The sequence below is a fragment of the Sedimentibacter acidaminivorans genome (assembly GCF_017873955.1).
Lineage (GTDB): Bacteria > Bacillota > Clostridia > Tissierellales > Sedimentibacteraceae > Sedimentibacter > Sedimentibacter acidaminivorans.
In genome coordinates, this window is sequence record NZ_JAGGKS010000001.1 from 525,300 (window position 1) to 541,475 (window position 16,176).

At 30.4% G+C, this 16,176-nt stretch carries 11 protein-coding genes; 3 read left to right on the forward strand and 8 right to left on the reverse strand.

Features of this window, described 5'->3' with window-relative positions:
- Window positions 1-33 precede the first annotated feature (33 nt).
- Window positions 34-2,139 (reverse strand): sensor domain-containing diguanylate cyclase, encoded by a 2,106-nt coding sequence (locus J2Z76_RS02445; RefSeq protein ID WP_209510388.1) that lies wholly within the window; start codon window positions 2,137-2,139, stop codon window positions 34-36.
- A 254-nt stretch (window positions 2,140-2,393) separates the two neighbouring features.
- Here J2Z76_RS02445 and J2Z76_RS02450 point away from each other — a divergent pair, with 254 nt between their 5' ends.
- Window positions 2,394-3,503: a DEAD/DEAH box helicase gene (locus J2Z76_RS02450; protein ID WP_209510554.1), complete on the forward strand. Its 1,110-nt coding sequence runs from the start codon at window positions 2,394-2,396 to the stop codon at window positions 3,501-3,503.
- A 59-nt stretch (window positions 3,504-3,562) separates the two neighbouring features.
- Here J2Z76_RS02450 and nhaC (J2Z76_RS02455) read toward each other — a convergent pair whose 3' ends face one another.
- The 7 genes from nhaC (J2Z76_RS02455) to J2Z76_RS02485 form a co-directional block, all read right to left on the reverse strand.
- Window positions 3,563-4,996, reverse strand: coding sequence for a Na+/H+ antiporter NhaC (nhaC, locus tag J2Z76_RS02455; RefSeq protein ID WP_209510389.1), 1,434 nt, complete (start codon window positions 4,994-4,996; stop codon window positions 3,563-3,565).
- A gap of 230 nt (window positions 4,997-5,226) precedes the next feature.
- Entirely contained in the window at window positions 5,227-6,663 is a 1,437-nt protein-coding gene (nhaC, locus tag J2Z76_RS02460) for a Na+/H+ antiporter NhaC (RefSeq protein ID WP_209510390.1), read from the reverse strand.
- A gap of 413 nt (window positions 6,664-7,076) precedes the next feature.
- Window positions 7,077-8,975, reverse strand: coding sequence for a type I glutamate--ammonia ligase (locus J2Z76_RS02465; protein WP_209510391.1), 1,899 nt, complete (start codon window positions 8,973-8,975; stop codon window positions 7,077-7,079).
- Between the two features lie 154 nt (window positions 8,976-9,129).
- Window positions 9,130-9,762, reverse strand: a complete 633-nt coding sequence (locus J2Z76_RS02470; protein ID WP_209510392.1) for an HAD-IA family hydrolase — start codon at window positions 9,760-9,762, stop codon at window positions 9,130-9,132.
- A 160-nt stretch (window positions 9,763-9,922) separates the two neighbouring features.
- On the reverse strand, window positions 9,923-10,519 hold the full coding sequence (locus J2Z76_RS02475; protein WP_209510393.1) for a hypothetical protein: 597 nt from the start codon (window positions 10,517-10,519) through the stop codon (window positions 9,923-9,925).
- Between the two features lie 76 nt (window positions 10,520-10,595).
- A complete protein-coding gene (locus J2Z76_RS02480; RefSeq protein ID WP_209510394.1) occupies window positions 10,596-11,792 on the reverse strand; it encodes a hypothetical protein in 1,197 nt (398 codons plus the stop codon).
- A 199-nt stretch (window positions 11,793-11,991) separates the two neighbouring features.
- Complete coding sequence (locus J2Z76_RS02485) at window positions 11,992-13,275, reverse strand: glycosyl hydrolase family 18 protein (protein WP_209510395.1); 1,284 nt, start codon at window positions 13,273-13,275, stop codon at window positions 11,992-11,994.
- A gap of 290 nt (window positions 13,276-13,565) precedes the next feature.
- On the opposite strand from J2Z76_RS02485, the gene J2Z76_RS02490 reads away from it, so the two are divergent.
- Both J2Z76_RS02490 and J2Z76_RS02495 read left to right on the forward strand, forming a co-directional pair.
- Window positions 13,566-14,657 carry a class II glutamine amidotransferase gene (locus J2Z76_RS02490; RefSeq protein ID WP_209510396.1) on the forward strand — a complete coding sequence of 364 codons (1,092 nt, stop codon included), beginning with the start codon at window positions 13,566-13,568 and terminating at the stop codon, window positions 14,655-14,657.
- On the forward strand, window positions 14,657-16,162 hold the full coding sequence (locus J2Z76_RS02495; RefSeq protein WP_209510397.1) for a glutamate synthase-related protein: 1,506 nt from the start codon (window positions 14,657-14,659) through the stop codon (window positions 16,160-16,162). The genes J2Z76_RS02490 and J2Z76_RS02495 overlap by 1 nt, the downstream gene beginning before the upstream one ends.
- Window positions 16,163-16,176: the final 14 nt, after the last annotated feature.

Below are 16,176 nucleotides of genomic sequence, written 5' to 3' on the forward strand. Positions count from 1 at the left end.
CTTCTATGCTTTCCTAAATATATTATTATTAAATCAGTTTTTAGTATGCTTAGATTTTAATTTACTAACCACTTTATTTTTTGAACCCTTTTTAGCATTATATAAATATTTGTCAGCCATTTTCACCCCATCAATAAAGGACATATCATTCTTACCAAATTCATATACACCTAAGCTAAGTGTTATATTTACTGTTACTTCATCATCTATTACATAACTATTATTACATATAGTGTTCCTTATTCTTTCCGCAACCTCTATAGCTTCTTTCTGATCTGCTCCTGGGCATATTAACAAAAATTCGTCACCACCATATCTACCGATATAATCTGTAGTTCTTATACATTGTGATATTGAGCTTGTAACTTTATTTAGAGCTCTATCTCCATAGACATGTCCATAAGAATCATTTATTGATTTAAAATTGTCAATATCTATCATTATTACACAAAAACTATTATGCTTATTCCTATGCTTCTCATAAATAATTTCTCCAAGTCTAATAATCTCAAACCTCGTCAAGAAACCAGTCATGTTATCATAAGTTGCTATATCCTCTATTTTTTTATAAGACATAGCATTATCAATAGCTATTGCTGAATAATTAGCTATTATTTTTAGTGTGTTTAGGTCGTTTGTATCATATGTGTTCTCCATATAACTTTGTGCTGTCATGACACCGACAACCCTTCCCTTTATAATAAGTGTAGTATAAATTCTTGATTTTTCAAATTTGCTATCATTATGATTAACATAATCTGAACTTACATACTTACTATATTCTTGTTCTACATCGCCAATTATAATATCTGCTTTATTTTTTAAACAATATGCACCAAAGGATGATTCATCATTAATGTTAAATGGTATAGTCTCTATCAAATCTGAATTTCCCCTTACAAAATTAAATGCTACCTCTTCCATTGTAGTATCGTATACAGCAATACCAAAAATATCAGTTTTTATTAGTTTATATATTTCTTTATTTATAATATTTATAATTGAATTCAAATCTAGATTTGAAATAATTTTTTGACCTATAGAAGATAAAAGTTCAGTCTTATCATATAGAAGCTTGTATAAATTTGCTTCTCTTTTAGTATGATTTATATTCATTTTTGCCATTAACTGATTTTGTTCATAATCATATATTTGATCATCTATTGAAATATATTCTTCAAGATATCTAAGGGATTTTTTATGATTTCCTAGTTCTTTATACATTTCATATAATAGATGAAATGTATCTTTTAATATTATTATAAACTTAGAAGATTTTGCAATATCTGCTACTTCTTTAAGTACGTTTATAGCCTCATGCTGCCTTTTTATCAAATAACTAAGCTTTGCCCACTCTATTAAAGCACAGCATTTTTCGTAAGTGTAACCTTGCAAATTTGAAAAATCATAACTTTTTACAAATTCTTTTTTCGCCATTTCATATTCATTTATCTTAACATATGCCATACCTTTCAATTTAAATGCATCACTAGTATCAACAGTTAATTCATCATCCATTTTAGACACCTCGTCCAAATAAACAAGTGCAATTGCTGGATTACCTATGTTAATTTCTATTTCAGCTAAACATAGTTTACATGCTACAATCTGACGTTTGGTTAATTCATGGTTTAGCATTTTTATGCTATTTAAAATTTCTTTAGATTTATAATAATCTTTCATTTGTATATAATTTATTCCTATATTTATAAGTAGTATTACAAGCTCTTCTTTTTCCCCTATTTCTTCAGCCAAGTAAATCCCTTTTAAGCCCCATTCATTTGCCAACATAAACTGTCCAATTTGACAATAAATATTTGTCAAACCATTGCAAGAATAAATTACACCTTTTTTACATTCATGAGTATCAAAAACATCATGTGATAATAAAAAATTTTCTATTGCTTCATCGTATTTGGATAAGTCAAAGAAATACCATCCAAGATAATAGTATGACCAACCCTTGGAAATATTGAGATTATTTGCCTTAGCAAATTCAAGAACATTATCAAAAACTTCTTTAAATGCTTCAGGTGCTGTTCTTACACTCTCTTTTGCTAAATTTATAAAAAATGCAAAATTTTCTTCGCATTCGATAAGTTTGTTTAATTCATTTTCATATTTAAATTTAGAATTCATAATACTCTCCCATTACCCCCTGATAACATAAGATAATTATATGTCGGTATAATTATTTTGTATATTTGAACAAATTTAAGCTATAAAATATTTTAATGTTAATTACTTAATAGTACATCGAAAACGTTAACTTGTCAATATTTCTTTAAACTAATTTCAGTTCTTTAAGATATTTAATTAAAAGTTTTAGTAAAATTTGTATAATCGTGCTATAATACTATATATAAACTATTTAAATAATGAAAGGTAAAAAAATGAATTTTAAAAATTTAGGAATAGATGAAGATATTATAAATGTTTTGAAAAATAATGGAATAACAAGCCCTACAATTGTACAGGAAAAGTGTTTTGGTATTATTAATGAAGGTTCAGATTTAATTACAAAGGCACAAACTGGAACAGGTAAAACACTTGCATTTTTATTGCCAATTTTTGAAAATATATCTCCAACATCAAAAGATATTCAAGCACTTATTTTAACTCCAACGAGAGAACTTGCAATACAAATTACAGATGAAGCAATGAAGTTAAAAAAGGCAAAGGACCTAAACATTTTATCTGCATATGGTGGCAAAGACATTTCTGCACAAATAAGAAAACTTAAAGGCAATATACATATTATAATTGCTACACCAGGAAGACTCTTAGACCATTTAAGCAGAAAAACTGTTGATTTAAATAAGCTTAAAATTCTTGTCATTGATGAAGCTGACCAAATGCTTTTAATGGGTTTTAAAAAGGAAGTTGAAAACATAATTAGTCATACACCCAAAGCAAGACAGACGCTATGTTTTTCTGCTACCATAGATTCGCAAGTTAAAAAGCTTGCCTATAAGTATATGAATGACCCTATAAATATATCCATACAAAATGATAATGTAACACTTGATAATATAGTACAACAAGTTGTAGAAACTACAGACAGAAATAAACAAGATGCGTTATTTAATGTAATAGATGAGGATAGACCTTTTATGGCTATTATATTTTGTAGAACGAAAATTAGAGTTGATAAGCTTGAGGAATCAATGCATAGCAAGGGATATAACTGTAAAAAACTTCATAGTGATATACTTCAATCTAAACGGGAAAAAGTAATGAAATCTTTTAGGAGTGGTGATATTCAGTATTTAATAGCTACTGATGTAGCATCTAGAGGTCTTGATATAAGTGGTGTAGATCATATATACAACTACGATATGCCAGAAAACGCAGAATCATATATACACCGAATCGGCAGAACTGGTAGAGCAGGAGAAAATGGTTATACATGCTTATTTACTGCAAAAAAAGATATGGAAATTCTATCAGAAATCGAAAGTCATATAGGATTTAAAATTGAAAGAAGAAACATAAATATATAAAATTTAATATAATAAAAACAAAATCATCCTGTAATAAGTATGATTTTGTTTTTTATTTGTTATCTAGATTTTTTTGTACCAATATATTCAGGTGAAGACGGATCATTTTCCAATTTCAAAATTGTAATTCCTAAGAATCCAAATGTTACAGTTATAATAGGGCTCAAAATATTAAAGAATGCATATGGTAAATAAGCTAATGTAGGGACTCCTAAAAAGGTTGACATAGTAGCTCCACATGTATTCCATGGAACTAGTGCTGATGTTACAGTACCCGAATCCTCAAGAACACGAGATAAGTTTCTTGGAGCTAATCCCCTATCATGATAAGTATTCTTATACATTTTACCTGGTAGTGCTATGGCCAAATATTGATCTCCACAAAGTACATTTACAAACATCCCTGTTACAGCTGTTATCAAAATCAACGAACCTGTGCTTTTTGCAAATTTTAACAGTTTATTTGCAATAACTTCCATCATACCTGTCTTTTCAAGAACTCCACCAAAAGTCAATGCACACATAATTAAAGATATAGTCCACATCATACTCTGCAAGCCTCCTCTAGTTAATAGGTCATCGACCATTTCATGTCCAGTTTCAGTCACAACTCCATATTGAAGGGCATCCAATATAGCCCCAAAATCTCCTCCCTGGTAAACCGTACAAAGTGCTCCAAGAATTACCCCAACAATTAATCCTGGTATAGCTGGAATTTTCATAGCAACCAAAACAATGACTATTAAAGGAACTAACATAAGTAATGGGTTTATTGTATACACGCTTGATATAGCATCTAAAATTCCGTTTATTGCTGTAGTATCTAGTTCACTTCCAGCATATCTAAATCCAAGTATAAAAAATATAACTAAAGTTATCCCATAAGAAACTGAAGTTGTATAAAACATGTGCTTAATATGGTCAAACAATTCAGCTCCTGCCATAGCTGGCGCTAAATTTGTAGTATCTGACATTGGCGACATTTTATCTCCAAAATATGCCCCTGATATAATGGCACCTGCAGCTAATGGAACTGAAATTCCAAGTCCCGAAGCAACACCCACAAGTGCAACACCCACTGTTCCTGCTGTGGTCCAAGAACTACCAGTTGCTAATGAAACTATACTGCATAAAACAACTGAAGCAACTAAGAAAAAAGTTGGTGATAATATTTGTAATCCATAATAAATCATTGTTGGAACAATACCGCCTGCTATCCAAACACCTATTAACGATCCCACAATAGCAAGAATTAATATAGCTTGCATTGTACCACCGATAGAATCTAAAATTCCTTGTTCAATTTCTTTCCATGTATATCCTAACCCGAAAATTGCTATAACTGCTGCAACAATCGCCCCCATTATTAAAGGCATATGAACATCTGCTCCGTAGACTATAATTGACACAGATAACAATGCTATTGTTATAATTACAGGAATTATTGATACAAGCAACGTTGGCTGCTTTTTCTCTCTTGTTTCTTTACTCATTTATTTCCTCCAAAATTTTAATTATCTGTCACATACTAGCTTCATAATTTAACAATTAATCTTATTATTACAATGAAAAAATTAATTATACGTATTAAGCATTCAAAAAAACAATGAAAATTTATTATTATCATTGTGAATCGTTTTCATTTTACAAGTTATAAGTGACATAAAAAAACAAAACCCTGTTGTTAATCACAGGGTTTTGCATGTAATTTATATTTGCTAAATTAAGCTTTTGCTTTTTTAGGTCCAATATATTCTGGAGCAGCTGGATCATTTTCCAATTTCATAATTGTAATTCCTAAGAATCCAAATACAACAGTTGTTATTGGGCTCAAAATATTGAAGAAACAATATGGCAAATATGCTAATGTAGGAACTCCTAAGAATGTAGACATTGTAGCTCCGCAAGTGTTCCATGGAATAAGTGCTGAAGTAACAGTTCCTGAATCTTCAAGTACACGTGATAAGTTTCTTGGAGCTAAACCTCTCTTATGGAATTCATCTTTGTACATTTTACCTGGAAGAGCTATTGCTAAATATTGATCTCCACAAAGGATATTAATAAATAAGCAAGTAACAACTGTCACAAGTACTAAAGAACCTGTGCTTTTTGCATAACTTAATAATTTGTTTGCTATAACAGCCATCATACCTGTTTTTTCTAAAACACCACCAAATGTTAAAGCACACATAATCAACGATATAGTCCACATCATACTTTGTAATCCACCATTAGTTAACAATTCATCAACCATTTCATGTCCAGATTCAGCAACAACTCCATATTGTAGTGCATCAAGAATAAGTCCAAAGTCTCCACCTTGATAAACAGTACAAATTGCACCAAGGATTACACCTGTAACTAAACCTGGTAATGCTGGAACTTTCATAGCAACCATTACGATAACTATTACAGGAACTAGCATAAGTAATGGATTTATAATATAAATACTTGAAATAGCCTCTAAAATACCATTAATCGCTACTGCATCAAGTTCTTGTCCAGCATATCTAAATCCTATTACTAAGAAAATAACAAGAGTAATACCATAAGAAACCGATGTTGTATAAAACATATGCTTAATGTGGTCAAATAGTTCTGAACCTGCCATAGCTGGAGCTAAGTTAGTAGTATCAGACATTGGAGACATTTTATCACCAAAATAAGCTCCAGATATAATCGCACCTGCTGCTAGTGGTGTAGAAATTCCAAGTCCCTGAGCAACACCAATAAGAGCAACACCAACCGTACCTGCTGTAGTCCAAGAACTACCTGTCGCCAATGCAACTATACTGCATATTATAACTGATGCAACCAAGAAAAATGTTGGTGATAATATTTGTAACCCATAATAAATCATTGTTGGAACTATACCACCTGCAATCCAAACACCTATTAAAGAACCAACTATTGCAAGTATTAATATAGCCTGCATTGTACTTCCGATAGATTCTACAATACCTTGTTCAATTTCTTTCCATGTAAATCCCAAACTGAAAATCGCTATTGCTGAAGCAATTATAGCTCCCATTAAAAGGGGCATATGCACATCCGCTCCAAATTTCACAAGTGACACTGATAATAATGCAATAGTTAAAATTACAGGTATTATAGAAACTAATAATGTCGGTTGTTTCTTTTGCTTTGTCTCTTTATTCATTTTTTCCCTCCACAATATAATATTTATGTGATTGTTATTTTTTAAATATACAATAGGTTTATTATAAAATGATAAAAGAATAATTATAGCCCCAATTTGCTATTTTAAGTATAAGCCCACTAAAAATTTAAAAACGTTATCAATTTAGAATAAAACAACAATTCATAGATATTTAAAAAATTAAAATCACGCCATATAGCTAAAACACAACCTCAAAATCAAATTTTCATAAAGGAATACGTTTTAACCATAGCAATATAGTAGCACAAAAATATAAATTTGTAAATAGCTATTACAAAATATTTTATAATTTTCTAATAAATAATCATAATATGAATTTTTTTACATTGCTAGATATATTAAAAAAATTAAGGTGGAGTTAGTTAACTCCACCTTAATTTTTTTATATATTATTAGAAAATATTTTTCTTATATTCTATATATAATGCTCTAATTTCTGTCATTTTCTCATTCATTGATTTTTGCAAGTCTGAAGCTGTTTCATAATCTCCTTCATCTAGCGCATTTTTTATCTTCGTAAATATACATTTTTTAGTCATGCTATCTTTCATAAGCTTTGTCTTAAGATATACAATTTTCTCCCATGTAACAACATCTAAATCTGTTGCATGGTCTTGTTCGCTATGAAGTTTAACAAATGTTTTTAAAAGAGCTATATTGTTATGAATAATCCTTCCACTAAGTTCATTTTTCCATTTTTCAATAGTACATATTCTAAATGAATTAATAATTTCATCAGTAAAGACATCACCCACTTTAAGAACTTCCTGCTTAGATATGTTAGAATCAAATCCTTTCACATTTTCCCAAACCGTTGCAGGTGCTTTACCGTAAATCTTATCTCTTTCTTCCTCTGTGTAACATTCAAAAACATCTTCTTCACTTCTGTATTCCCTGTCTTTTTCTAAATATACTGCAACTTCTCCATATTTCTTTGATATTTCCTTTTCTAAATCTTGAGTAGACATTTTAGCATCGACTACGTTTATAATTCCATCTAGCATTGCTTGATATGATGATGCTATTACAAGATATGTGTTTGAAAATGGATTTGGCGATCTCAATTCAAATCTAGTAGCTTGAGGACTAGCTACATCTCTTATAACTCCAACTAATACTGACCTGTTTCTAGACGGCGCTTCTTTTGTTCCCCCCAAAGAAGTTACTATGCAAACAGGCGCTTCAAATTTAGGCTTAAGTCTGTTAAAAGCATCATTAGTTGATGTTACAATTGGATTTATAACTTCATAATTTTTAAGTAAACCCATCAATGAACCATATCCAATTTCACTTAAGTAATCTGTTTTCATATCATTAGGAACAAATAAATTTATTCTTTTTCCATTTTTTAATTTAACAGCAACACCGAGATGTGTATGTTCTCCATTTCCAGCAACTCCTTCAATAGGTTTTGCTTTGAATAAAACTTCCAAGCCATGATGTCTAAATTGATCTTCAATTAATTCTCTAACAATAATTTCATTATCAGCAGTTTGCAAAGCATTAGAAAATCTCCAATCTATTTCAAGCTGCTCCATAACATGAGTTATTCTACCTTTTGCATCAACTGTATTTGTAATTCCACCAACCTCTTTATGTGCCATTTCAGGTTTTAGATCATAACGCTCAAGTTGATCCATTATTTTCTCAAGAACAGTCCTAACCGTTCCCATAGTTCTTTTCCAATATTGCTCTTTTAGTGTTTGTGAAGTATATAACTCTTCGAAATCTGCACTTTGTTCTGGAGTTTTAACCCACATCTCTAATTCAGTTGCAGATGTTAATAAAACTTCATCTATATCTTCATATTTAAAACCGTATTTGTTTGTTAACTCAGGATTTTTTCGCAAAATTTCCTTCAAAACACCAGAAAAATTTTCAACAGATTTCTTCAATATTGATCTAGAACAAACTCTCTTGCCACTGTGAACAATAAATGAAGGTATTTTTAATGTACCAACTGGAAGACCATTTTCATCATTATAATACTCGTAATTGTAGTCAACAAACCATATACAATCCACATCAGGTAAAATATCTACTCTGGCATCATTCAATACTGCGATACCTTGAAGTTCAACACTTGAGCCATCTGTTTGTATCCCATGTGTTAACATTTCTTCCATGTCTTTTAAAAATAACTTTATTGGAATTTTTTCATCTGTACCATTTCCACCAATATCTATACCCATAAATGATACAAATTGTATTTCGGGGTGTTCCTCTAAAATTTTAGTAAGTTCAGAAACACTGTGATGCTCGGGTTTAATCGTATAAATCATTTTACTCATATAATACCTCCGTCTATTAATATTATAGTTTGTATTTTAGCATAACGAATTTATGAATGCAAGAAATAATATATGATTTTTTATATTTTTATAACAAAAAAAGAATAAATACGAATAATTTGTAAAGCAATTAGCCTTTAATTCGTATTTATTACTATTCTTGTTTGCATATATCTAACAATTCATCTGATTCATAAACTAAATATTTTGGTTTGTTTTTTTTAAGACTCTCAACTGTATTATAGCCCCACCCTACAGATGCAACATCTATTCCCGCCCTGTTTGCTGCATGAATATCTCTTATTTCGTCACCAACATAAAGAACTTCACTTTTTTTGAGTTTTTCCTTTTTCATAATTTTTCTTATTTTTGATTCTTTTCCAAACATTGTAGAACTTGAAATAAAATCGAAATAATCAGCATTATGTTCTTCTAAAAACATCTCTACATTTGTTTTAGAATTAGTTGTAATTATAGCAACTTTTACGCCTAAGCTTTTTATCTGTTTTACAATATCCAAAATATCAGACTTACACAACTTAACATTCCTTATATCTTGAGTTAAAAGTTTTTTTCCTCTTTTAAGCATGAATGGTAAATATCTCTTTTTTAATTCTACATACTCTATAATTTCTTTGGCACTCATTTTTTTCAGGTGACCTAATTCATCTAACGTAATATTCCTCAAATTATATTTTTCAGCTAATTTTTGATATATAACAAAATTAACCTCTTCTGTGTCCGCAAGCGTTCCATCAAAATCAAAAAAAACGTATTTATATTTCACAATTATCATCCTTATCTTTAAAAGAGTTTACTCTTTTATACTATATTATATTTTCTTTAAACAGTCAATTTAAAAATTAAATAAAAACCCCTTTAACGGAGTTTTTATTTTAAAGTTCATCACAAAGTTATAAACTAAATAAATAGTTCAAGTTAACTGTCTATAGAGATTTAATTATTTTGCTACAACTCTTACGTATGAAATTCATATATTCTACTTCTTCAATCAATTCTGTATAAATTTTTTCAGGTGTTAACTCTTCAAAATACTCTTTTAATATTTCTTTTGCCCTATTAACACTTATATGTTTTACTTCTTTTAAACCTATACTAAACTTATAATCATCAATATTAAAAATTATACTACTGTAATAATTTCCAACAGCTTTAATATCATAATGTTTCAAAGTGTTTTTAACTGCAATACCCAACTCTTCATCAGGAATATCTCGACAATTATGTACCGTCAACCTACTTGCATTAAACTTGTAGTATTCATCAAACCATATATGAGAATAGTATCCTAGAACAAATGATTTTTGTTGTAAATTCAACTTCTTCAAGTCGAATTTTTCATAAAATTCTCTTACATCAATATTTCCATCTTCGTCCAAACAATGAAATTCCTCAAAAGTATCATCATCGCTAAAAGTATCTGGTGATACAATACCAAGTATAAAACTAAGTATGTCTATTTCATCTTCAGAATTTTCAATAAAAATTTTACCAAAGTGCATATGAGTACTAATTGGCGGCATTTGTTTATTAATCTCCTTTATTTATGAATAGTTCTCGTATATTATAACAAACTTTTATTACTTTGTACAGTACTATTTACCCAACTATTTGTGGAGGTTCTGTTACTTCTCCTGTTCTTGAATCAACAAAAGCTAACCAAAATCCATAATCACCATTGATTTCTTTGTTTTTATATGACCAATTTTTAAACCCTGTAATTCCTTTATATGGCTGTTCCTCTCTTTTAAATTCACCAGGCACACCATAAACAAATTTTTTAATATTTTTATTATTATCTTTATATATTCCAAATAAATAATATCCATACTTTCTCATTAAGCTATGGCAAGTAGTTACCCTATTTGACATAGGATATGGATAATACGAACTTATTATTTGGTCGTAGTATGGTAAAAAACCGTTTTTAACGCCCCTGTCATCATATGGAATTTTCCACCACGACATACTTTTTATATCCACAGATAAAGGAGTTATTCGTCTATATTCTTTTAATATAGTATATAAATTTTCTTCAAACTTGTTTTTATACGCTGTTTTTTTCGAGGCACCTTCTACTGTTTCCTCTTCGTTATTGGTAATTTTCATTTCTGAATCCTTTTCTTGTAAGGACTTGGGCTCTTCTTGAATAATTTCATCTTTTTTAGAAACATTAACTTCATCAGAAACAACTTGTTTCTTTTCCCATTCCATTTTTTCTTCAACACGATTTTCCGCTTCATCCGATGTTTCATTTTCTGCTTCATTTTCTACTTCATTTTCTACTTCATTTTCTGCCCTATCTATTTCTTCCGTTTCTCCTGGTTCTTTTATTTCTTCATATTCTTCATTAACAGATACTTCATCCGCTCTAGATGTATTTTTATTTTCTTCATAACTTTCTTCAATACGCTTTACTTGTACATCTTCCTCAAGTTTCCTAACATCATTAAGATTTGCAGCATTGAATAAATTTGCATATAATACAATTTTGTTATCTTTAACAACGCCACAAATGTTGTAATCTTCAAAATTAGTACTGTTGTTTGCAAGAGAAATAGTCCTTTTGATCATCCCTTTTCTATTATTGACAGTTCCAACTTTAATTTTGTTATTTTTATCCTTGTACAAATAAACTTCACTCGATGACTTACCATCCCCTAAATTTTCTACAGATACGATTAAAGTTCCCCTTATACCTCTTATATCAAGTCGCACGTATCCCTTAGATTTATCTGATTTGTTCACAGGTTCAAGAAATTTCATAACTCTATAATTATTATTCTTATTGTTCATGTAAACCTCCTCAAAAATTAATACTATAATAATATATTAATTCTCAAAACATATTTTATTTTATATATATGCTTAACTTGGTCTAAAAATGACTGGTAAATAAAATATAACCATTTTTTAACAATTATAAGGATTTATTAAAACAAGACAGTCACAATCGCAGAGACTGTCTCACTCAAATTATTTAATTATAATTTATTTATATAACCTTTTTAATATCATACAATGAATTAATAACTAACCAACTTTGTGGAAAGTACTTCATAATATTCCAAAATGCTACACCGTCAAAATTATATTCATCATACAAATTCAATTTTTCTTCTATGCTTCTTGCATCTTCAAACCACACTCTATGCTGTCTTCCTTCTGAATCATAATAAATAAAATAAGGCGCTTTTGAGATTTCATCAAATTGAATCTGTGCTCCTACCTTTTTAGCTAGTTGAACGGCTGCGACATTTGAAAGTGAATTTGCTTTTGATTTTCCTTTAACATATGGAAGAATAAAATCATATCCATAGTTTGGTATTCCCATAATAATTTTTTCAGGATTTATTTCAGTAACGGCATAATCCAAAACTTCTCTGACTTTATCAATTGGCGCAACAGCCATAGCTGGTCCATAGGTATATCCCCATTCATAAGTCATAAGCAATACCTTATTTGAAACATCTCCTAATGCTGAATAATCATGAGCCTCATACAAAAGGCCTTTTTGATCTGAGGATATTTTCGGAGCCAATGCTGTAATAACTGGAAAACCTTCTGCATTTAATCTAGTTGCTATTTTTTCTATAAATTTAGAGTACTGCTCCCTGTCCTCTGGTAAAATGTATTCAAAATCCACATCCAAACCATAATAGTTTTTAGATTTTAGATTTTCTAAAATGTTATCTATCAAGTTATTTTGAACTTCTTCATTATTAAGAATTGCGCTTGCTAATTCGTTGCTAAATGTCCCCTCATCAGTTAATGTTGAAATGAGCATTATAGGAGCTACTCCATAATTTCTAGCCATTTGTATTAACTCTTCATCTTCAATATCTATTAACTCACCCTCTGGTGTTATACCATAAGTAAATATGGTCAAATAAGTCAGGTATGGTAAGGTTTTTAACAATACTTTTTTATCTATATTAGGATATGCATATCCATTAACATCTATAGATCCTCTCTTCGGTCCATCATAACTAATTACAAGCTCTTCACCCGGATATATAATATTTGCATTAGAAATGAACGGATTGTTTTGTAAAAGTTTAACCGTTGTAGTATTATACATATTTGCAATACCTTGAAGAGTTTCCAAAGGTTGAATAACATGAACTTGACTAGGAGAAAGAATTACAAGAGTTTGACCAACTACTAGATTATTTGGGTCCTCTAACTCATTATCTCTAATTATTTTTTGAGGTGATGCATTATATATTTGGGCTATTGAATATATACTCTCACCTGGTTTCACAACATGCGTTATCATATATATACTCCTTTCTTTAGACTAGTATATGCACGTTGCGAGACTATTGTTAAGGATAAGTAATCTATGGAACGAAAATAAAATAACAGCAGTTTTTTTATAACTAATGAATGCATGAATCAATCAGAAATGGTGATATTTAACCTTAAAAAAAACTTGACATTATTACTAACTTATAATATAATCACCAAAATGAACAAAGGCGTTCATTAAAATAATTTTTTGTTTTTGCAAAACATTGTTTTAGTGAGCGCTTTTTTATATGCAAATTTAAATCAAGGAGAAATCGTATGAAAAAAGAGGGACAAATCAGGATACCTTCAGGGTGTGCTATATCAGGAATTTTTTCAAAAAATAGAGAAAATATAAATGGAAAAAAAATAATAGATTCTATTACTACAATGCATGACCGTTCAAACGGCTTGGGTGGAGGATTTGCAGGATATGGAATATATCCTCAATACAAAGACTTATATGCATTTCACGTTTTTTATGAAAATTTAAATGCTAAACTAGAATGCGAAAAGTTTATAGAAAATCATTTTGATTTAGAAAATCTTTCAAAAATACCAATACGAAAAACAGCTTCAATTACTAATGAACCTTTAATTTGGAGGTATTTTGTAGCACCAAGGCACTCAAAATTAGCAGAAAGTCAACTAGATGAAAAAGAATTTACTGCAAGGTGTGTAATAAAAATAAATTCACAAATAAATGGAGCATATGTATTCTCAAGCGGAAAAGACATGGGTGTTTTTAAAGCTGAAGGTTATCCGGAAGATGTAGGAAATTTTTACAGACTTGAAGAATATAATGGTTACTGTTGGACATCACATGGTAGATACCCTACAAATACACCAGGCTGGTGGGGTGGTGCACATCCTTTTGCACTTTTGGATTACTCAGTGGTTCACAATGGTGAAATTTCATCTTATGATGCTAATAGAAGATATATGGAAATGTTCGGATATGAATGCACTTTGCTTACTGATACCGAGGTTATTACTTATATTATAGATTATCTTGTTAGAAGACAAGGACTTACCCTTCAAGAAATGGCTAATGTTATAGCCGCGCCTTTTTGGACAACTATAGAAAGAAAAGACAAAGAAGAAAAAGAAAAACTTAAATATCTCAGAAACACATTCAGCAGCCTTTTAATTACAGGTCCATTTTCTATACTGCTAGGATTTGATGGTGGTTTAATGGCCTTAAATGATAGACTCAAGCTTCGTTCTTTAGTTGTAGCTGAAAAACAAGACATGTTTTATGTAGCTAGTGAAGAATGTGCAATAAGAGTAATTGAACCAAACCCAACAAGAATTTGGTCTCCAAAAGGCGGAGAACCTATTATAGTAACATTGAATGGAGGCACTAACTAATGGTTATGAATTTATTTTACCCTGAATATGAAGTTATTAGAAATAAAGGCAAATGCATAAATTGCAAAATATGTCAAAACGAGTGTGCCAACGAAGTACATAATTATAATGACAAATTAAAAATAATGACTGATGATAGCATGAAGTGTGTAAATTGTCATAGATGTATTGCTACATGTCCTACTAATGCTCTTAAAATTGTTAAAGCGGATTACACATTTAAACAAAATTCAAATTGGACTAAAAGTACTATTGAAGAAATATATAAGCAATCTTCAAGTGGTGGAGTTCTTTTATCTTCAATGGGAAATCCTAATGATTACCCAGTATATTGGGATAAAATTTTAATTAATGCATCTCAAGTAACAAATCCACCTATTGACTCTTTAAGAGAACCTATGGAAACCAAAGTTTTTTTAGGGAAAAAATCTAATAAAATTAGTAGAGATGAAAATGGAAAACTTATTACAAAACTTGAACCTCAGTTAGAAATTGCAGCACCAATTATGTTTGCGGCAATGTCTTACGGATCAATTAGCTATAATGCCCACGAAGCCCTAGCAAAAGCTTCAGAGCAACTTGGTATACTTTACAATACTGGTGAAGGCGGTTTGCACAATAAGTTGTACAAATACGGTAAAAATACCATCGTTCAAGTAGCTTCTGGTCGTTTTGGTGTTTATAAGGATTACCTTGAAGCTGGAGCTGCAATTGAAATTAAAATTGGGCAAGGTGCAAAACCTGGTATTGGAGGCCACTTACCAGGAAGTAAAATTGTAGGAGATATTTCTGAAACAAGAATGATTCCAGAAGGTAGTTCTGCTATATCGCCTGCGCCTCACCATGATATATATTCTATAGAAGACTTACGACAGTTAATTTATTCATTAAAGGAAGCAACAGAATATAAAAAACCTATTATTGTAAAAGTAGCTGCTGTTCATAATATTGCAGCAATTGCAAGTGGAATAGCTAGATCTGGAGCTGACATAATAGCAATTGATGGATTTAGAGGAGGTACTGGTGCTGCACCTACAAGAATTAGAGATAATGTTGGAATCCCTATTGAACTAGCACTAGCTAGTGTTGACCAAAGGCTTAGGGAAGAAGGAATAAGAGGTAATATTTCTATTATAGCTGGTGGAAGCATACGAAACAGTGCAGATATAATAAAAGCAATTGCATTGGGTGCTGATGCTGTTTATATTGCAACAGCAGCTTTAATCTCTCTAGGATGCCATCTATGCAGAAGCTGTCATCTAGGAAAGTGTAATTGGGGAATAGCAACTCAGCAACCTGAGTTAGTTGAAAGGCTAGATTCAAACGATGGTTGTACAAAACTATATAACTTAATTACCGCATGGAAGAACGAGATAAAAGAAATGATGGGTGGCATGGGTATTAACTCTGTTGAAGCACTTAAAGGAAACAGATTAATGCTAAGAGGTATTGGATTAAATGAAAAAGAACTTGAAATATTGGGCATTAAACATGCTGGTGAATAAATAAAATAGGATAT

What these genes read in the sequence shown, in the direction of transcription:
- J2Z76_RS02445 (WP_209510388.1), bottom strand. Translation starts at nt 2,139, where the DNA reads ATGAATTCTAAATTTAAATATGAAAATGAATTAAACAAACTTATCGAA.
- J2Z76_RS02450 (WP_209510554.1), top strand. Translation starts at nt 2,394, where the DNA reads ATGAATTTTAAAAATTTAGGAATAGATGAAGATATTATAAATGTTTTG.
- nhaC (WP_209510389.1), bottom strand. Translation starts at nt 4,996, where the DNA reads ATGAGTAAAGAAACAAGAGAGAAAAAGCAGCCAACGTTGCTTGTATCA.
- nhaC (WP_209510390.1), bottom strand. Translation starts at nt 6,663, where the DNA reads ATGAATAAAGAGACAAAGCAAAAGAAACAACCGACATTATTAGTTTCT.
- J2Z76_RS02465 (WP_209510391.1), bottom strand. Translation starts at nt 8,975, where the DNA reads ATGAGTAAAATGATTTATACGATTAAACCCGAGCATCACAGTGTTTCT.
- J2Z76_RS02475 (WP_209510393.1), bottom strand. Translation starts at nt 10,519, where the DNA reads ATGCCGCCAATTAGTACTCATATGCACTTTGGTAAAATTTTTATTGAA.
- J2Z76_RS02480 (WP_209510394.1), bottom strand. Translation starts at nt 11,792, where the DNA reads ATGAACAATAAGAATAATAATTATAGAGTTATGAAATTTCTTGAACCT.
- J2Z76_RS02485 (WP_209510395.1), bottom strand. Translation starts at nt 13,275, where the DNA reads ATGATAACGCATGTTGTGAAACCAGGTGAGAGTATATATTCAATAGCC.
- J2Z76_RS02490 (WP_209510396.1), top strand. Translation starts at nt 13,566, where the DNA reads ATGAAAAAAGAGGGACAAATCAGGATACCTTCAGGGTGTGCTATATCA.
- J2Z76_RS02495 (WP_209510397.1), top strand. Translation starts at nt 14,657, where the DNA reads ATGGTTATGAATTTATTTTACCCTGAATATGAAGTTATTAGAAATAAA.